The 17,949-nt window shown below is 37.2% G+C and carries 26 protein-coding genes; 17 read left to right on the top strand and 9 right to left on the bottom strand.

Going from position 1 to position 17,949, the window contains the following annotated elements; translation table 11 throughout:
• Positions 1-13: 13 nt before the first annotated feature.
• Complete coding sequence (locus tag ACFQRG_RS15245; protein ID WP_380968015.1) at positions 14-994, bottom strand: M23 family metallopeptidase; 981 nt, start codon at positions 992-994, stop codon at positions 14-16.
• A gap of 350 nt (positions 995-1,344) precedes the next feature.
• On the opposite strand from ACFQRG_RS15245, the gene ACFQRG_RS15240 reads away from it, so the two are divergent.
• A complete protein-coding gene (locus ACFQRG_RS15240; protein ID WP_380967536.1) occupies positions 1,345-1,638 on the top strand; it encodes a YutD family protein in 294 nt (97 codons plus the stop codon).
• Here the strand turns inward: ACFQRG_RS15240 and ACFQRG_RS15235 are convergent, their stop codons facing one another.
• Together ACFQRG_RS15235 and ACFQRG_RS15230 are read right to left on the bottom strand one after the other, a co-directional pair.
• Entirely contained in the window at positions 1,639-1,950 is a 312-nt protein-coding gene (locus ACFQRG_RS15235; RefSeq protein ID WP_380967533.1) for a hypothetical protein, read from the bottom strand. It abuts the gene before it with no gap.
• Between the two features lie 62 nt (positions 1,951-2,012).
• The gene (locus tag ACFQRG_RS15230; protein ID WP_380967531.1) at positions 2,013-2,282 is read right to left on the bottom strand and encodes a DUF3055 domain-containing protein; all 270 of its coding nucleotides are present in this window, start codon (positions 2,280-2,282) and stop codon (positions 2,013-2,015) included.
• A 154-nt stretch (positions 2,283-2,436) separates the two neighbouring features.
• On the opposite strand from ACFQRG_RS15230, the gene ACFQRG_RS15225 reads away from it, so the two are divergent.
• Positions 2,437-2,886 carry a DUF86 domain-containing protein gene (locus tag ACFQRG_RS15225; protein WP_380967529.1) on the top strand — a complete coding sequence of 150 codons (450 nt, stop codon included), beginning with the start codon at positions 2,437-2,439 and terminating at the stop codon, positions 2,884-2,886.
• Positions 2,887-2,996: 110 nt separating this feature from the next.
• Positions 2,997-3,761, top strand: a complete 765-nt coding sequence (locus ACFQRG_RS15220; RefSeq protein WP_380968013.1) for a TIGR01457 family HAD-type hydrolase — start codon at positions 2,997-2,999, stop codon at positions 3,759-3,761.
• Here ACFQRG_RS15220 and ACFQRG_RS15215 read toward each other — a convergent pair.
• Positions 3,758-4,276, bottom strand: coding sequence for a phosphatidylglycerophosphatase A family protein (locus ACFQRG_RS15215; protein ID WP_380967527.1), 519 nt, complete (start codon positions 4,274-4,276; stop codon positions 3,758-3,760). The genes ACFQRG_RS15220 and ACFQRG_RS15215 overlap by 4 nt on opposite strands.
• 121 nt (positions 4,277-4,397) lie before the next feature.
• Here ACFQRG_RS15215 and yutH point away from each other — a divergent pair, with 121 nt between their 5' ends.
• From yutH to ACFQRG_RS15200, 3 genes are all read left to right on the top strand, one after another.
• Positions 4,398-5,345, top strand: a complete 948-nt coding sequence (gene yutH / locus ACFQRG_RS15210) for a spore coat putative kinase YutH (protein WP_380968011.1) — start codon at positions 4,398-4,400, stop codon at positions 5,343-5,345.
• Positions 5,346-5,411: 66 nt separating this feature from the next.
• Positions 5,412-6,182, top strand: a complete 771-nt coding sequence (locus ACFQRG_RS15205; RefSeq protein ID WP_380967525.1) for a class I SAM-dependent methyltransferase — start codon at positions 5,412-5,414, stop codon at positions 6,180-6,182.
• A gap of 58 nt (positions 6,183-6,240) precedes the next feature.
• Complete coding sequence (locus tag ACFQRG_RS15200) at positions 6,241-7,209, top strand: 2-hydroxyacid dehydrogenase (RefSeq protein ID WP_380967523.1); 969 nt, start codon at positions 6,241-6,243, stop codon at positions 7,207-7,209.
• A gap of 63 nt (positions 7,210-7,272) precedes the next feature.
• On the opposite strand, the gene ACFQRG_RS15195 is transcribed toward ACFQRG_RS15200, so the two are convergent.
• Positions 7,273-7,494 carry a NifU family protein gene (locus ACFQRG_RS15195; protein ID WP_380967521.1) on the bottom strand — a complete coding sequence of 74 codons (222 nt, stop codon included), beginning with the start codon at positions 7,492-7,494 and terminating at the stop codon, positions 7,273-7,275.
• Between the two features lie 256 nt (positions 7,495-7,750).
• Between ACFQRG_RS15195 and ACFQRG_RS15190 the strand changes: the two genes are divergently transcribed.
• Positions 7,751-8,074, top strand: coding sequence for a YuzD family protein (locus ACFQRG_RS15190; RefSeq protein ID WP_380967519.1), 324 nt, complete (start codon positions 7,751-7,753; stop codon positions 8,072-8,074).
• A gap of 60 nt (positions 8,075-8,134) precedes the next feature.
• On the opposite strand, the gene ACFQRG_RS15185 is transcribed toward ACFQRG_RS15190, so the two are convergent.
• On the bottom strand, positions 8,135-9,199 hold the full coding sequence (locus ACFQRG_RS15185) for an NAD(P)/FAD-dependent oxidoreductase (RefSeq protein WP_380967517.1): 1,065 nt from the start codon (positions 9,197-9,199) through the stop codon (positions 8,135-8,137).
• Between the two features lie 155 nt (positions 9,200-9,354).
• Between ACFQRG_RS15185 and ACFQRG_RS15180 the strand changes: the two genes are divergently transcribed.
• The 3 genes from ACFQRG_RS15180 (at position 9,355) to dapF (ending at position 10,839) form a co-directional block, all read left to right on the top strand.
• A complete protein-coding gene (locus ACFQRG_RS15180) occupies positions 9,355-9,591 on the top strand; it encodes a YuzB family protein (protein ID WP_380967515.1) in 237 nt (78 codons plus the stop codon).
• A gap of 71 nt (positions 9,592-9,662) precedes the next feature.
• Positions 9,663-9,893 (top strand): hypothetical protein, encoded by a 231-nt coding sequence (locus ACFQRG_RS15175; protein ID WP_380967513.1) that lies wholly within the window; start codon positions 9,663-9,665, stop codon positions 9,891-9,893.
• Positions 9,894-9,975: 82 nt separating this feature from the next.
• A complete protein-coding gene (dapF, locus tag ACFQRG_RS15170; protein ID WP_380967511.1) occupies positions 9,976-10,839 on the top strand; it encodes a diaminopimelate epimerase in 864 nt (287 codons plus the stop codon).
• Here the strand turns inward: dapF and modB are convergent.
• Positions 10,830-11,504: a molybdate ABC transporter permease subunit gene (gene modB / locus ACFQRG_RS15165; RefSeq protein WP_380967509.1), complete on the bottom strand. Its 675-nt coding sequence runs from the start codon at positions 11,502-11,504 to the stop codon at positions 10,830-10,832. The genes dapF and modB overlap by 10 nt on opposite strands.
• 228 nt (positions 11,505-11,732) lie before the next feature.
• On the opposite strand from modB, the gene ACFQRG_RS15160 reads away from it, so the two are divergent.
• Positions 11,733-11,903, top strand: a complete 171-nt coding sequence (locus ACFQRG_RS15160) for a Spo0E family sporulation regulatory protein-aspartic acid phosphatase (protein ID WP_380967507.1) — start codon at positions 11,733-11,735, stop codon at positions 11,901-11,903.
• 92 nt (positions 11,904-11,995) lie between these two features.
• A complete protein-coding gene (gene erpA / locus ACFQRG_RS15155) occupies positions 11,996-12,361 on the top strand; it encodes an iron-sulfur cluster insertion protein ErpA (RefSeq protein ID WP_380967505.1) in 366 nt (121 codons plus the stop codon).
• 39 nt (positions 12,362-12,400) lie between these two features.
• Here the strand turns inward: erpA and ACFQRG_RS15150 are convergent, their stop codons facing one another.
• A complete protein-coding gene (locus tag ACFQRG_RS15150; protein WP_380967503.1) occupies positions 12,401-12,802 on the bottom strand; it encodes a hypothetical protein in 402 nt (133 codons plus the stop codon).
• 296 nt (positions 12,803-13,098) lie between these two features.
• Between ACFQRG_RS15150 and ACFQRG_RS15145 the strand changes: the two genes are divergently transcribed.
• The 4 genes from ACFQRG_RS15145 (at position 13,099) to ACFQRG_RS15130 (ending at position 16,006) form a co-directional block, all read left to right on the top strand.
• Positions 13,099-14,328 carry an NAD(P)/FAD-dependent oxidoreductase gene (locus ACFQRG_RS15145; protein ID WP_380967501.1) on the top strand — a complete coding sequence of 410 codons (1,230 nt, stop codon included), beginning with the start codon at positions 13,099-13,101 and terminating at the stop codon, positions 14,326-14,328.
• 226 nt (positions 14,329-14,554) lie between these two features.
• Positions 14,555-14,671: a YuiA family protein gene (locus ACFQRG_RS15140; RefSeq protein ID WP_380967498.1), complete on the top strand. Its 117-nt coding sequence runs from the start codon at positions 14,555-14,557 to the stop codon at positions 14,669-14,671.
• A 125-nt stretch (positions 14,672-14,796) separates the two neighbouring features.
• The gene (locus tag ACFQRG_RS15135) at positions 14,797-15,114 is read left to right on the top strand and encodes a YuiB family protein (protein WP_380967495.1); all 318 of its coding nucleotides are present in this window, start codon (positions 14,797-14,799) and stop codon (positions 15,112-15,114) included.
• Positions 15,115-15,403: 289 nt separating this feature from the next.
• Positions 15,404-16,006, top strand: a complete 603-nt coding sequence (locus tag ACFQRG_RS15130; protein WP_380968008.1) for a 3D domain-containing protein — start codon at positions 15,404-15,406, stop codon at positions 16,004-16,006.
• A 100-nt stretch (positions 16,007-16,106) separates the two neighbouring features.
• Here the strand turns inward: ACFQRG_RS15130 and ACFQRG_RS15125 are convergent, their stop codons facing one another.
• Positions 16,107-16,937, bottom strand: a complete 831-nt coding sequence (locus ACFQRG_RS15125) for a cobalamin-binding protein (RefSeq protein ID WP_380967493.1) — start codon at positions 16,935-16,937, stop codon at positions 16,107-16,109.
• A 495-nt stretch (positions 16,938-17,432) separates the two neighbouring features.
• Here ACFQRG_RS15125 and ACFQRG_RS15120 point away from each other — a divergent pair, with 495 nt between their 5' ends.
• The gene (locus ACFQRG_RS15120; protein WP_380967491.1) at positions 17,433-17,813 is read left to right on the top strand and encodes a hypothetical protein; all 381 of its coding nucleotides are present in this window, start codon (positions 17,433-17,435) and stop codon (positions 17,811-17,813) included.
• The last annotated feature ends 136 nt before the right edge of the window (positions 17,814-17,949 follow it).

Below are 17,949 nucleotides of genomic sequence, written 5' to 3'. Positions count from 1 at the left end.
AAGAAAATCACACTTAATTCCTCTCTTGTCTTTCCCAAGCCCTTAAATAAGGATAGGGGTCAAAGGAAAATTCAGTTGAACCATTGTCACGATACATTCCATAGTGAAGATGGGGAGGAAACTTTCCTTGTGTCCCTTTTGGACCATATCCGGAGCTTCCCACATAACCAATAATTTGACCAGGCTTTACAAGAGCTCCTTTTTTGATATGTTTCCCATATCCTCTAAGGTGTCCATAATAGTGATAAATATTTTGCGGGTCCCTTATACCTAACCGCCAGCCGCCAAACTTATTCCAACCGATCATTTCAATGACACCGTACGATGTTGCTTTTACCGGTGTTCCATAATCAGCAAAGATATCGGTACCTTCGTGTATTCTTAATCCGCCCCATCCGCGTCTTGCTCCCCATGTCGAATTATAATCGTAATTCATCCGCAGCGGAATGGGAAAGGCATGGCCATCAAGATCAACACGATTAAAGTGATGATAAAGTTTCGATAGTTGTAAAATCATTTCAACGGTTTTTCCGCGTTGATAGTAATCCCAAAGTGCAAGTTTGATATTATTAATACCCGGGCCATGTTCAGAAAGCTTCTCAGCCATTGCATATAAGACATCCTCAGGGTTGTTAATATCAGCCAATCCATCTCCGTTGCCGTCTTTGCCTAAACCGTCAAAAAGTGTTATATCAAGGATATTTTTGTCTTTCTTATTAAGGTTCAGCGGGCCTGTCCATTGCTGAGGTTCAAAATAGAGACCAATGATTCCTTCAGCATCGGGAAGATCTCTTCTAATGTTACGTACACTTCTTTCATATTGATCAACAGCTGCTAACAGATACCATGGAACATCAGTGACAGCCGCCGTTTTTAAGTAAAGCGCTTTGCGGTCATCTGGTGAAATTTTTGGTTGTTCTCTGCCATATGCCCACTGAGGTAATGATGAAATAAATATAACTGCTATAATGGCAAAGACCATCCTTTTCAACATCACTAATTCTGCCTCCTTCCTGTTTATTGGATTACATCATCTAACCCTTGTTTTTTTACGCTAAGTATATCTTGGCAGATTGGCTGCCGATTCGAAGCAGGTGCCAAAATTAGGTCGATAGCATAAGTTCACCTCCGTCTGCGCCTTCGGCTTGCCATCGGTAAGTTTTCTTTATAATATTGCTTTAGGGACTTTTTAATTAAGACAGTATTCTTATCGGCCTTTTTGGTTTTGTTTTATTTATGTTTAATAGGATGAAAAACCCTTCTCCTTATAGGATGGGTTGATTTCGATATTTTTTGCTTAGTAATTATTGGATGAATAAATGTTTGTAAAGGAGGGTTACATATATGACTAATCCTACTGTTTCAATAAAAACTCATTCTTACCAATTAATTGAAAATGTTAAGGATGGTTGGAATGAGGAGGCTTTTTTATCACGATATAGTGATATTTTGTCAAAGTATGATTATATTGTAGGTGATTGGGGTTATGATCAATTAAGGCTTAGGGGCTTTTATGACGATTTTAATCGCAAATCCACTTTTGATAATAAAATTAGTACGTTAACGGATTACATATACGAATATTGTAATTTTGGATGTGCTTATTTTGTATTACAAAAAGTAAAAGAAACCCCTTGATCAAGGGGTTTCTGTATCTTGGAAAGGCGGCTCAGTTTCTTTGTAAGGCTGATCATGTGTTTTATGAGCACCGGGATATTTACGGGGTCTGTTTTCATGCATGTTTCTGTATTCATAGGTGAAACCGCTGATGTAACTTTGCCCCTCATCCCATGGTTCACTTTTGTTAAAAACAGGTTCATCGAACAGATCGTAAGCTGAATCACCGTAAGTGCCTTCAGGGAATTCTTCGGCCGTTAAAAATTTCCTCTGGTCCTCTACATTTGAAAAATCAGTATAATTTTCTTGTAACTTTTTCTTTCTTCTAAACATAGCCATCACCATCCTTATTCATAGGATGAACAAGACGGCAGTGGATTATAACCTAAAAAACTTTATATCATTTCATATAAAAATTCCCTAAGTTCTTGAGCTTCCTGCTCATTAATACTAAACGCTTCTTCTAAATATCCTGGTTCTTCAAGATCATCTTTCCCTATAATGGCAAATCGGCCATTTTGTATATTTAAAATGATATGTTTACCAAAATAACGATTGGACATCATGATAGCTAGATCAAAACGGGTATCTTCCCCCATAAAACTGACAAATCGTGTTTTTGTTTCTTCGGTTTCATCGTATAGAAAAAAACGTTCTTCCGCCATAGTCATCTTCTTCCTTTCTTAATACATTGGGATTTATATCTTTTTTTATATTTTAACAAAAGCTTGAGAAGAGATCACTCGATGTTAGACAGAGACATTCATAACTTGGTAAAATATATTTGGAGATCTAAGGATCAAGAAAGGGCGAAAATATATGTATTTTATCGATCGACGTAAAATTGAAGACACACTAACGTATATGACTGAGCATATGAAGTTGTTTAATGAAAAAACAGAGTGGCCTTCAGAAGTTGAAAAACTGGCTCTTGAGCGTTTGACGTATAACTTGATTGAAGGTTTTATAGATATCGGTAATCATATGATCGACGGCTTCATTATGCGTGATCCGGGAAGTTATGAAGACATTGTTGATATTTTAGTGGACGAAAAGGTCATTCCTAAAGATAATGAAGCTGGATTTAAAAAGATTGTCCAGCTAAGGAAAGTTCTTGTCAGTCAATATTTAACCATTGACCATGATAAGCTTTATAGAACATTGAAAGAAAATCAACAAGTTATAATAGATTTTCCTAAGCAAGTCAGAGACTATCTTGAACAGGAATTAGGTCCAGTTTCAGCATTCATGCCTGAAAATCACGAATAAATCATTGTAAAACCGCTTACAAAGCGGTTTTTTATTTTGGGGTCTGACCCTGTGAACTGTGGATATTGTGAATAATGTGAATAATTTCAAGTCAAATGGAGGAATTAATGATGAAAAAATATGAAGGTTTTCTTATAGATTTAGATGGAACAATGTATCGCGGGACAGAAAAAATAGATGAAGCTGTCTCATTTGTTAAAACTATAAATGAACAGAATTTACCCTATTTATTTGTAACTAATAATTCAACACGAACGAAAGAGCAAGTGGCCGAAAAGTTAGTAAGCTTTGGCGTCCCGGCTGAGCCTAAACATGTTTTAACAACGAGTATGGCCACTGCTCAATATATAAAAGATGAAAAGAAAAATGCAAAGGTGTATTTTACAGGTGAAGCAGGTCTTAAGCAAGCTTTATCTGAAGCCGAATTAATTTATGAGGAAGAAAATCCTGACTATGTGGTTATTGGTATGGATCAACAAATCACATATGAAAAGCTCGCAAAAGCTTGCTTAGCTGTAAGAAAAGGTGCTAAATTTTTATCTACTAACCCTGATATTGCTCTGCCGACCGAAAGGGGATTTTTACCCGGAAACGGTTCTCTTACAGCTGTAGTCAGTGTCTCTACGACCGTTGAACCTGTTTTTATCGGCAAACCGGAACCAATTATTGTAGAGCAAGCTCTAAAAGCCCTTGGTACGCCAAAAGACAAAACCATAATGATTGGAGACAATTATCATACGGATATCCAAGCCGGTCTTAGAGCCGGAGTTGATACATTGCTTGTATATACCGGTGTAACGACAAAAGAAGCAATGAAAGAAATTAAAGAAAGCCCAACTTTTGCTATTAATTCTTTAAGTGAATGGATGTTCTAATCATCGAGATTTTGTGAAGGTTGGTTACTGCTTGCACTGTGAGCAAGCCGGCTTGATGCAGCTGCGGCAATAGCCCCAACAATATCATCAAGAAAAGTATGGCATTCTCCTGTCGATTTATCATTTAGTCTATTTAGAATGCCGGGTTTTTGCTTATCAATATAACCATAGTTCGTAAACCCTATTGATCCATAGACATTAACAATTGATAAGGCTATCACTTCGTCTACACCGTATAAGCTCTCATCACGTTTTAGCATATCAAGGAGCGGTTCATCTATCGCTCCTTTTTCTGTTAAGCGATCGAGTGCAATACCCGTAAGAATTGCATTTTGAACTTCTCTTTTAGCCAGCACGTGGTGAATATTGTCGAGACATTGCTCTATTGTCAAGTTTGGATGATAATCCTTTTGTAAAAAAAGAACGAGCTCAGCAATGTCCTCACAAGTAACGCCTCGCTCTTCCAACCACTTTTTTGCCGTTTGTCCTACTATATCTGACACAGAACGACACACCGCCTTTTTATAATTTTTATTTAGATTTTACTTATAAAGTACAGTTTATTCTTCAGAAGGTCACTTGATATTAATCAAAACATAAACTATATAAAAATGGGCACAAGAAGGTTGATAATTGATGAATAACAGTGGATTCGATCATTTTAATAACAATGTTAAAGGGCAAAATCAGCTCATTAATATACCGTTGGAAAATTTTCATCATGAAGATATTGAAGAGCTGGCTGCCTTAGCGCAATGGTTTCAACGAAGAGGAGAGAAGAATGTAGCTGTTATTGTCCCGAATCAAAAAGGAAAATGGAAAACTAAAAATCAAGGAGTACTCGGAATTTTATTAGCAGTTCAGCCGTATTTTCGTAAGAATACACCACTTGCGAAAGAGCTGGCAAACTTTCATAATATCGGGTCATCCCTTCAGGTTAGAAATCTGGATGGAACACCTTATGTTAATGGTGTTGACTACTGGATGAACCGTCTTGATGATCTTTTGGAACGATATAAAGAATGTCAAAAAAGCAAGACACTATCCGATTTTGAAAAACAGTTCAAAGAAGTATTTCCTTACTTTTCAGGATTAGGAGAAAATGCTATTCAATATATGGTTGATTTACGAATTGAACAAAGAATCACTGAACCGCCAACCATTTGCCACCATCGTTTCACGAATAATACTTGGGCGTTTGGGCAGTTATGGGTAAAATCTCCAGCCGATTGGGTGATTGACCATCCGGCGCGTGATTTGGCTGAATGGATGCGGGCGGCTGTTTGGGAAGGCAGATCTTATCAAGATATTTCAATGTTTTTACGGGAATATCATGAGGAAAAGCCGGTTACACCATTAAGTAAATCATTGATTATGGGAAGACTTCTATTTCCGCTGCCTTTTATAGAATTATGTGAAGCTTATTTTGAAGATAATCAACGTCATGAACAAATATACGAAGATGCACTTTTTAAAACCTTATCTCAAACGGAACGTTATGAATCCTTTTTGAAAAGGTATGCTCAAGCAAATATGGCGGAAATAAAGTCGGTTGATTGGCTTCTATCTAATGTTCAAAGATAAAATGTTTTTCCATTATTCCCTCTTATGTTAAGATAATGATTAATATTGTTGAAAGGGGGAATCCGTATGAAAGAAACAATATCTAAAAATAGATGGGATTCAAATTTATACGATGACAAAACCTCTTTTGTCTCACAGCTTGGTAAAGGTGTTGTCGAGCTGCTTAATCCTAAGCCGGGTGAACGTATACTGGATCTTGGCTGCGGTACAGGAGACTTAACATATGAAATGGCTAAAACCGGGGCGATCCCTTTGGGAATAGACTTATCTTCAACAATGATTGAAGCGGCAAGAAAAAAGTACCCTGACATTAAATTTTCTGTTGAAAATGCAACAACTTACAGAACTTCTGAACCTTTTGATGCGGTCTTTTCAAATGCCGCCCTGCACTGGATCAAGAGTCCTTCCAAAGTGATTGAAACTGTTTGGTACGCTTTAAAAAACGGCGGCCGTTTTGTTGCAGAATTCGGCGGCAAGGGAAATGTTGAATCGATCATTAACAGCATTTCATCAGTTCTTTCTGATTATGGTGTTTCCGCATCAGAACGAAATCCATGGTATTATCCAAGTATCGGGGAATACAGTACGTTGCTTGAAAAACAGGGATTCCGTGTGACTTATGCGGTTCATTTTGACAGGCCAACGTTACTTAACGACGGTTCAAAAGGATTAGACAATTGGTTAGATATGTTTTCAGATGATTTCTTTTACGGATTTTCTGCCGCTTGCAAAAAAGAAATTTATGAGAAAATTAATAAAGAATTAAAACCGGCTTTATTCAATAATGGTAATTGGTACGCAGATTATAAAAGGATTCGCGTTATCGCTGAAAAATAAATGCCAAATACTTTTATACTTAAAATAAAAAAGAAAATGGAACTGAGGAGAGCTGCATATGACAAAACCTAAGATTTATATTACGCGTAAGCTTCCTGAAGAAAATATACAAATACTTAAAGATCAGGCAGATGTTGAAATGTGGGATGATGAGTGGAAGCCCGTGCCGAAGGATATTTTATTTGAAAAAATAAAGCAAGCCGACGGCGTATTAACAATGTTAACGGAACGGGTGGATAAAAACTTTTTTGATCAAGCGCCTCATCTTAAAATTGTAGCAAATATGGCTGTAGGTTACGATAATATTGACATTCAGGAAGCGCAAAAAAGAGGAATTATAACAACTAATACCCCGGATGTTCTGACTGAAACAACTGCGGATCTTACTTTTGCTTTAATGATGGCAACGGCAAGGCGGCTTATAGAAGCTTCGGAATACGTCAAAGCGGGTCAATGGAAGAATTGGGGACCGTTCCTTTTAGCCGGGAAGGATCTATACGGCAAAACTGTAGGGATCGTTGGCATGGGAAGGATAGGCGCCGCTGTTGCTAAGCGCTGTAAAGGCTTTGATATGAATATTTTATATCATAACCGCTCTCGTGATCCGGAAGCTGAACAAGAATATGATGCCTCATACGTCTCTTTTGAAGACTTGTTAAAAGCATCCGATTTTGTTGTTTGCTTAACCCCGCTGACAAATGAAACTGAAGGAATGTTTAATCAACAGGCTTTTGAATTAATGAAAAATGACGCAGTATTCGTAAATGTTGGGCGAGGCCCGGTTGTTGATGAACAAGCATTATATGAAGCGCTAAAAACAGGTGAAATCGGCGGAGCAGGACTTGATGTTTTTAGTGAAGAACCGATTCAACAAGATCATCCTTTGCTTTCTTTAAAACAGGCTGTCATTTTACCGCACATTGGCAGTGCAAGTATTGATACACGAAATGCGATGATAGATTTAGCTGTTAAAAATTTACACCAGGTATTAATCGAGAATAAGCCGCCTGTAACACCAATAAAGTAAATAAACAAAAAACCACTTAACTTTACACTGTTAAGTGGTTCTTTCATATCTCATATCTTTTTATTAAAAAACCTGCTCTAGTTCTTTTACACCTGGCACTTCTTCAAGTAGAGCACGTTCAATGCCTGCTTTTAATGTAATGGTTGAACTAGGGCAGCTGCCACATGCACCCATTAAACGGACTCTTACTACACCATCTTCAACATCGACAAGCTCTACATCGCCGCCGTCACGTAATAAAAATGGGCGAAGTTTTTCAAGGACTTCTTCAACTTGTTCATGCATTGCAGTTGACCCCTTTCATCATTCATATGCTTTTATTATAATATTTTTTTGTAAAAAAATCTACGATATCACTTACTTTGAGAAATATAAATTGAGCCATAAACATCAACTAAGCTATTCAATTTGTAGACAGCCTGACTTTAATGCTCAGCATCAGCCAAATTATTGTTAAATATTGAAAACGCTTCAGAACATTTGATTAATGTTGTAAAATAGAAATAGCGAGTAGTGGAGAAACCGTTAGAAAGGGGTCATTATGATGGCGAAATCAATGAACATGACAATATACGGCGCCAATCAACCTTGCCCAAGCTGTATTCATTCACCATCATCAAAAGAAACAATGGAATGGATTCAAGCATCAATAAAAAGAAAATTTCCTCACGATGACATTAATGTTCGATATATTGATATTTATCACCCTGAAACTGAAGAAGATCAAAAATTTGCCGAAAAGATAATAAATGACGAATACTTTTACCCATTAGTCGTATCTAATGGAAAGGTTATTGGCGAAGGGGATCCAAAAATTAAAAAGATTTTTGAGGAAATAGAGAATAACGGTTTTCAGTCCGTATAAATGCAGAAAGGCCAATAGGATTAAACCTAAAGGCCTTTTTCTAATAATAAAGATCAATTTTTAGCCGTTATGATAACGGTACATCCATAGTATACCAGATTTTAACAATCTTGCGACGCGGCCGGTCAGCGGTTTGCCCATAAATTCGGCAAAACCTTTCTTCTTGCCAAGTGATCCAACCATGCCTTTTAATTTAATGGGTTCAAGTTTTGGTTCAGGCTGATCATTCCATCTTGCCTTTAGCACTTTGTAAATCTGATCTCCTTGTGCCTCTGACAGCTGGGCGCTTGGTGCCTGATCATAATAAGCGCAATCCCCGACCATAAATACTTCAGGGTGGTCCGGCAAGTAGTGGTGTTCAGTTACAATCGCACGTCCGCCGGCGCCTTTTTCGATATCAAGCTCTTGAACGAGATGATGAGCCTGAATGCCTGCTGTCCAAATCACCGCGTTAGTAGCATTTGCTTCATCATTATTATACAAGTAACCAGGTTCGACTTTAGTAATATTACTCTTATTAATAACTGTCACACCATTATTTTCGAACCATTCTTGAATATAATGACTGACTCGTTCCGGGAAAGTGGAAAGAATACGTTCGCCGCGGTCATAAAGACGAATGTTAAGGTCTTTTCGGCTTTCGCATAATTCACTGGCCACTTCAATGCCGCTAAGCCCGCCGCCGACAATCGAAACAGTGCTTCCGGACGGCATACAATGCAATTCCTGAGCGGTATGGCGCACCTTACGGATGGATTGAATGCTTAAGGTATGTTCAGGAGCTCCTGGAACTCCATGATACTTGTCTTCACATCCTAATCCGACAACTAATGTATCATAAGAAACATCATCCGCATCTTTTAATTCGACTTTTTTTTCGGCTAAATTAATTTTTGTTACTTCGGCGTTTACAATTTTTAACTGCGGGTGATTTGGAAAAGATACCCTTACTTCTTTATCGGAAATGGTTCCGGCAGCAAGAGCATAGTATTCAGTTTTCATACAATGATAAGGTTCTCGGTCAATTAAAATTACTTCAACATCATTCGGCAGTCCATCGGAGAACAGGTGGTTCATGACACGAACGTTACCGTAACCGCCGCCTACTAGTACTAGTCTTTGCATCTGTCTAAGTCCTTTCTATAACGTTCTTATCACGTCTATTCCAATAGAAAGTATATCTAATTGTTCATATAAAATGCAATGTATTCATTTAATTGTTTTTTTAATAGTTGACGACAAGCCGCAAGCAGGTTAGGATATAAAAGAGGTGAGCCCAAATGAAACCTATTATAGAGTTTTGTATAAGCAATCTCGCTGGCGGCTCCCAAAAAGCATTAGAGATTCTTGATAAGGATCCAAATCTTGATGTTATAGAATATACCTGTCTTGGAAATTGCGGATTATGCTATGAAGGTCCTTATGCTCTTGTAAATGGAGAGTTTGTTTCCGGCGAGACGCCAGATAAACTCGTTGAAAATGTTTATCAATATTTGGAAGAAAATCCAATGTTCTAAATAAATTTTTAACTCAAACACCGCCATTTTCTATAAGCGGTGTTTTTTATACATACGGAGGTGAAGAGTCATTGTATAATTTTCATCATACTTGGCCTTATGAAAACGTTATGGGTGAAATTTATTTAAATGAATGTCCTTTTTGTCATAAATCCTCAGTATTAATTCATATGAAAAAAGACGATTTTGAAAAAGCTCTTGATGAAGTGAAAACCCATGTTGTCCTGCCATGCTGCCATGAAAAATTAGTCATCCTTAAAATGGATGATGACTATATTTGGTCAGACCGGCCATTAAGATAAAAAAATATAGGTTCAAAAGGAAGGACAAAAAGAGCACTTTTTCCCGGACTTTTTGAATATCCTCTAAAAGAAGGTGAATTTAATGAGCATCGAAATTCCATTTACTAAAATGCACGGCCTGGGAAATTGTTATATTTATGTTGATTTAATCAGCCAATCTATAGATATTCCTTCATACTCTGATTTGGCTGTTCAAGCAGCTGATGAGCATACAGGTATAGGTTCTGACGGCCTTATTCTTATTGTGCCTTCAAACCGGGCAGATATGATGATGCGTATCTTTAATAAAGATGGTTCTGAAGGAAAAAATTGCGGCAACGGTTTAAGATGTGTTGCCAAATATGCTTATGATCACGGTTTGGTGGATCAAAAGTCTTTTAAAATCGAAACATTAAGCGGTATCGTTGACGCTGAAGTCCATTTAAAAAATGGTCAAGTTGATCTTGTAACGATTGATATGGGCAAGCCGATTTTAAATCGATCCAGCATACCAATGGTTGGCGAGAATGATGAAAAAGTCATTAATGAACCGATTATCTATAATAAACAGAATTTTGATATGACTGCAGTTTCAATGGGAAATCCGCACGGTTTGTTTTTTGTCGATAATATAGAAAAAGCGCCTATTCATGAACTCGGATCTTTCCTGGCGGATAATCACCCTACCTTTCCGGAAGGTTTAAATGTGGGTTTTATTGAAAAAACCGCTGATAATGATATTGCTTATAGAGTATGGGAAAGAGGCTCAGGGATCACACAAGCTTGCGGAACAGGTGCATGTGCAGCCGTGGTAGCCTCGATTTTAACCGATCGTTTGCCAATGGATCAAACGATTACCGTTCACTTGGCTGGCGGTGATTTATATATCAAGTGGTCGCAGGATTCACAGCATGTCCTAATGACAGGTGAAGCGAAAACTATTTGTAAAGGAATTTTTTATTTATAACGAAACCTATTAGCAACGAGTAATAATAGAAATGAAATAACAATAGTAAAGCATACCCATGCCCATGCAAGACCTATTTGGTTTGTTTCAACTGCAATATAAATGGCAGTCGGCATCGTTTCAGTTTTGCCGGGAATATTTCCGGCAAACATGAGCGTTGCTCCAAATTCGCCAAGAGCACGGGCAAATGAAAGAACGGCCCCTGTCAAAAGTGCTTGCTTGGCCAGCGGTAATTGAATAAAAATAAAACTGCGCCAGAATCCGGCCCCATCAATTTTTGCAGCTTCCTTTATAGCTTCCGGAATTGAAGAAAAACCTATTTTAATTGTTTGGTACATAAGAGGAAAAGCGACAACACATGAAGCTAAAATTGCCGCCCAAATCGTAAAAACAATAGGCTGATGGAAAAGCCATTCAATAATTTTGCCGATCGGACTGTTACGCCCGAAAATTGATAATAGCCCAAAGCCAACGACAGAAGGCGGCAAGACTAATGGAAGCATCATAATCGTTTCAATAATAGATTTTCCGCGAAATGTCTTTCCAGCCATGAAACCTCCGATTAACGTCCCAATAATAAAGACCGCAATCAAAGAAACAAATGCGACAACCAAAGAACGAATAACAGGATCCCAAAATGATTGCCCTGTAAAAATATCAAACATGGTTATTTTCCTTTTTAAAAAAAGGGCGAAAACCATTCTTTTTATGTTTTAAACTTTGTTTAACTGGAGAATTAGAGTCATTTGTTAATAAAATTGTTATTAATGGACAAAAGTTCCTAGTAGTCATCGAAATTCTCCTTTATATAGTCTCTTGTTTTAATTATAAAAGCGATAAAAAAACTAGACAAGGAGAAGGAACGGAAAAACCGGTCAAGGTGGTAAGAGTTAATGACTGAGAAAAACATGGATGATATATATCAAAAGATTGAACAGCTGCGCCAGTTGATGATACAAACCGCTAACCAATTAGGTTTAAATCACCCCAAAGTTTTATGTTACAGCAGAAAAATTGATGATTTGTATAATATTACCCTCAATATAAAAAATACTCATGCATAAAAGCCGTTTAAAATGTAATTAAATGTGATTTCTTGAGCTCAATTCAGGATGGGGATATAATATAGTTAAAAGTGTAAAGGAGGTACCTTTCCATGAATTTGAATTTAACAGTAACGGATGCTGCAATTCATCGAATTAAAGAGATGAGAAAAGAAGAAGGAAACGAAAATCTTTTTCTTCGTGTTGGTGTCAAAGGCGGCGGATGTACTGGATTAACATACGGTATGGGATTCGACAGTGAATTAAAAGAAGACGATGAATCATTTGAAGATAAAGGATTAAAGGTAGTTGTTGATTCTGACAGCGCGCCATTGCTTCGGGATGTAACCATTGATTATAAGCAAAACATGATGGGAGGAGGGTTCATTATAGACAACCCAAATGCCATCGCCACATGCGGCTGCGGCCAGTCATTTAAGACCGCAACAAATGCAGGGTCGCCTACGAAGGATTGTTAAAGTAAACGAAAAACCTCCTAAACTTTTCTGGAGGTTTTTTCATTTTTCAATTGAATTTTTCGAGAAGTATTGCGTATACATCATAACCTTTTGCAAATCTTTATAAAACCTTTGGCTGTTTATTGTAAGACAACGCAAACCGCAAGTCTGGGTATATTTTGAGAGGCTTCGAATTTTAATCATTTGCAGTGTTTTGTTTTCATTTGGGTAAATACAGGCAATAATAAGATTGTGTTCCGGAAGATAGAGGTCAGCTTTATAAGGTCCAATAGGTTCATTAATTTTAACTTCAAAACCTTGCATTTTTAATGTTTCAAAAATGACATTTTGTAATGACGTGATTTTTGTTGAAGGAAGTTCACAATAATCATTTTTGTCTTTGTCAGTAAGCTTATTGTGTAGCCATTTTTTAAATTTTATAATAGCGTGCTTTATTTGCATGATAACCACCATCTGACAGTCTTGACAAATCTTTTTTATGTTATGCGATTAAAAGTATATTGCTTGGACGAATTTTGTTTAAATTCGCCATTATTTGGGTAAATATTAATGAAATATTTCATGTTGTATGAGTTAAACTATAAGAAATTCTTAAGAATATGTTGTTGTTAAAAAGCTTGAAATATTTCAACAAAAGTCATATGATTGACTTGGAACAAAAGGCAGATGTAGATGTAAGTGAAATACATCACAAAGCCTACATATCGAAAAAATGTGACAAATTCTAAAAGGTGGATGTGATACTAGTGAGTAAGCCTAAGATTCTTATCATCGGTGCCGGCTACGGCGGCATGATGACAGCAACGCGTTTAATCAAAGAACTGAGCCCTAATGACGCAGACATTACTCTAGTGAACAAGCACAATTATCATTATCAGACAACATGGCTTCATCAGCCGGCTGCGGGTACCCTCCATCACGATCGTACACGCATGCTTATTAAAAATGTTGTTAACCCGGATCGTGTTAAATTTGTACAAGATACTGTTAAAGAAATTAAACCGAATGAAAACAAAGTTATCACTGAAAATGGAGAATTAGAGTACGATTACCTTGTTATCGGACTTGGTTTTGAATCTAATACTTTTGGCATTAAAGGATTAGATGAAAATGCCTTCACCATCCGAAGTGTTGACAGTGTTCGCAAGATTCGTGAACATATTGAATATCAATTTGCAAGTTATAACCACGATGAGGTACCTAACGATGACAAACTTGCTATCGCTGTTGGCGGTGCCGGCTTAACCGGCGTGGAATTTGTAGCTGAATTGGCAAACCGCATCCCGGAGCTTTGCCGTGAATATGACATTGAACGCAGTAAAGTTCGTATCATCAATATTGAAGGCGCGCCGACTATTCTTCCAAACTTTGATAAAGAGCTTGTTGAATATGCTGTTAATCAATTGGAAAGTAAAGGCATCGAATTCAAGCTGAGTACGTTTATTAAAGAATGTACAAAAGACAGTGTAATCGTTCAGGAAAAAGACAGTGAAGACCTTGAAGAAATTAAAGCTGGTACAATTGTGTGGACCGGCGGTGTTAAAGCAAACACTATCGTTGAGAAATCCGGTTTTAAAACAAACCGCGGGAAAGTGGAAGTTGACGATGCGCTTCGTTCAAAAGAATATGACAATGTTTTTGTTGTAGGCGATTGCTCGCTTGTCATGGACAAAGAAACAAATCGACCTTGTCCGCCAACTGCACAGCTTGCTATGCAGCAAGGTGTAAACTTAGCTAAAAACATTCGTCACATTCTTCATAATGAGCCAACTGAGCCATTCGTTTATAAAAACAAAGGTACAGTTGCTTCTCTTGGTGCAGGAGATGCTGTTGCTGTAGTTGGCAACAAAAGAATTAAAGGTGCACCGGCTGCAGCATTGAAGAAAATCGTTGATGACCGTTATCTTTTGATGCTCGGCGGTGTAGGCCTTATGCTTAAAAAGGGTAAACTTAATTTGCTTAAATAGATGAATAAAAGGGTGGTAATGACTATTGTCTTTACCATCCTTCTGTATTTTACATAGTTTCTTTCAAATAGGAAATAATAATAGAGTAATTGGCGGAAAATTTTAATAATAATTAGATTGGATGAGATGTATTCGCTTACATCTCATTAAACCGATGTCAGCGTCCCTTTTCAAATTCATTCAAAACTGATAATATTATCAGAAAATTCCAAAGGAAGTGTTTTAGATGAAAAAAACTGAGGAAAAGAACAATTGTCCTTATTGTAAAGGTAAAGGATATTTTCAATTATTATTAGGCGGATCTGAAACTTGTGATCATTGTTCCGGGACCGGTAAAGCATAAAAGCAGCCACTATGAGGTGGCTGCTTTTTATTTATTGATTAAAATTAATTGACGTTTTGGTCTTGTTTGACGATTCTGTCATTTTTGAGTAAACTTATTTTAACTGTAAAAAAGGGGGAGGAGCCGTGTTTTTACCTCAATTTATCATATCAATGCTGCTCTTCATGGTTTTGTTTTTTGGTATCGCTTTTATTATTAACATGCTTTTAAAAACATCATGGCTAATGTCTGTTTGCTATCCGTTTATTGTAATAATTATGATTGATAATGTTGCGACAATCGATTATTTCACGCATCCAAAAGAAACTTTTAAAGCTCTTGGACATCGCTTGGTAAGTTTAACCATCCCGGATATTATTGTTCTTTGTACGGGTTTTTTGGGAACTATTATTTCTGCGGTTGTGATTAAAATGTTAAGATCAAGAGGTTATCAAATGTTTTAAGTGAGCGTTTTTTATACTTTCAGAAAGTTTAACTTTACTAAAGGATGAAATTTACAGGTGCTCCTGCACGAAGACTATTCAAGAAGTATAAATCAAAGCGCGCCTTAAGGCTTGGCACAGCCAAGTTTTCTTTAATGATAAAATGGAATAGTCCGCTTAGCAATTCAAGCCATTATCCAAAACAGCCGTTTTTGTTTTTCTAAGTATAATACCCTTCTGTCTTGGGAACGATGAGACAGGAGGAGAGTGGAAAACATTGCAGACGGTAAAAATAGTCAAAAGGCTAACGATGACAATACTCCTTTTTTGTGCCATTTTGACGACTTTTCACACCTTAACAGGGTTAGAAGCCAGTGAATTTTTACATGGCTTTTTTAGGAATAACTCTGGCCATCATAAGAATGCTGAAGGCAGTCACAAACTTAAGATTACAAAAGCATCTGAACCAAAGGAAATGGCTTTGGAGGATACATTGGATTTAAAAAAATATCCGTCACAAAGCGTAACAGCAACCGGTTATACTGCCGGAATTGAATCTACCGGAAAGACGCCTAATGATCCAGGTTATGGGGTTACATACAGCGGTGTAAAAGTACGGCGGGATTTATATTCAACTATTGCCGCTGATCCAAAGGTTTTCCCTATTGGAACGATACTTTTTGTACCAGGTTACGGGTTTGGTGTTGTTGCTGATACAGGATCAGCAATAAATGGAGACAGACTTGATCTCTACTATAATACTGTAGATGACGTCTATCATCATTGGGGTAAGAGAAAACTTAAAGTCTATATTATAAAAAAAGGAAACGGTACTTTAAAAGAGGATACACTTAAAAGGTTAAACAATACAAAAACTTTGCAAGTATTCCGTCAAAAAATATTGGATAGTTAAAAGAAAACTTGGCTCTGCCAAGTTTTCTTACATGAGATATACGATATTTTAAATGAAATTTCTAAATGTGCTGTTTGCAAAAGTTAATATTACAAGTTAATTATTGTGAAAGAAGCTTTGACTTTTTCATGAGAGTATCTTCATTTGAAAAAGGCGGGAAAATTTCCGGATGTAAAATGGCGGCTATTTTTTTAAGACCCATTAGCAATCTCGGGGATGGGCGGCAAAAATAAGCTTCTTCAAGAACATGAATATTTCTGTTAACAGCGGCTCTCATATTTTTAGAATGGTCTCTTTTTAGGACGAATTCCGGTTTAACTTTATTGCTGTCGACACCAACCCATACCATACAAATATGATCAGGCTCGCGGGTTGCAACGTCAGACCAAGTTGTCTGAAAGTTAGCTGTTTTCTCATGCTGAAAAAGATTAATACCTCCAGCAAGCCGGCTTATTTCTGTCAGCCAATTGTGTCCGCCGGGGGTAAAGACAGGCTTTGGCCACCATTCCCAGTAGATTGAAGGCGGTTCAGTAACTGTATCGGCCAAGGCCTGGTATGTATGAATTGTCTTATCATAATCGTTAACTAATTGTTCGGCTAAAGATTTCCTGTTTGTTAACTCTCCAAGAGTTATAAGGTTATCTGCTATTTCCTTCAAAGAATTAGGATTGAGCACAACGTACGGGAGGTTGCGGTCTTTTAGTTCTTCTATGTTTTTTTCCATACCGGGAACACTTAGGGATGCAACGACAAGATCTGGTTTTAACCTTTCTACCATATCCATATCAATTGACAGATCAGGACCAAGCCGCGGGAGATTTTCGACTTCTTGGGGCCAGTCTGAATAATTATCAACACCTATGACTTGCGGCATTAAATTAAGATAGGCCAACAGTTCCGTATTGCTGGGACATATTGAAATAATTCGCATAGTTCCTCGCTCCTTCTTAGAGCTTTTAATACTATTCTTTAATTATTATAACAAGATAAAAGTTATAAAGCTTAATGAAATGGTAAGAATTGCGTCAGACTACCGATGGTTAGATTAACAAGAAGCAGGGCCATTTAAAAAATTGCGGTACAAAAACAAGTAATAAGCACGAATTTTTTTAGATGTCAAACCCCCTTTAAAAAACAAATAAATTTTTGTTAAAAAAATATTTTGGATTTAACGATAGGGTGAATGTGATGAAGTTTTTTAAAGGTCTTATAAACGGGCTTATTATTTCAATTTTCCTTTGGGCTTTGATTATTGGCATAATATATTGGATTTGGTTTTAATTTGTTGATGACTGCTATAAATATTTATAACTTAAATTTCTTTGTCCTCCGTTCCCGTATTTTCAAAATAAGGTGAATTAGTATTTGTGTCCATACGTGAATAGGATTTTGCCATAAGATATATAGTGGGAAGGAGGCGTTGATAATGAATAAAGACATGAGGGGTTGTTCTTATTGTCCGGCGGATAACTTTGACTACAGTTATCCAGTTTATGGAAATAATGCTTTATATGAAGCAGAGCCGGTCGTATATGCGCCATATGGATCTTATAATTCGTGCGGTATTTGCAGTATTCCGGCTCAAACAAGTTGCAATCCATGCTATGAATATAAAATAACGCCTTCCTGTACGCCAGGTTGTTATTGTTCTCCTTATGAATGTACCCCGCCTCAGCAATATTGTTGTCCTCCTCGGCCGGGAGGAAGGGTATATGCAATATGGGTAGTCCTGTTTATCGTTCTATTAATTGGCGGCGGATACTTTTTTTATAGGTCAGGCTGGTGGCCGGCTGGCGGCAGGTGTTAAGGCTGAATTAAAAAGGCTCTATAATATTTGTTGGGGTATGAGAAAAATTAAAACAAAAAAATACACGCAAGCTCCTTAATCCTTTACACTTGAATTGTCCAGAAACAAGAGAAGGATAGGAGTTACGTGTATATGC

The organism is Scopulibacillus cellulosilyticus (assembly GCF_042665295.1).
Lineage (GTDB): Bacteria > Bacillota > Bacilli > Bacillales > Sporolactobacillaceae > Scopulibacillus_A > Scopulibacillus_A cellulosilyticus.
This window is presented reverse-complemented; position numbering and strand designations above follow the sequence as displayed.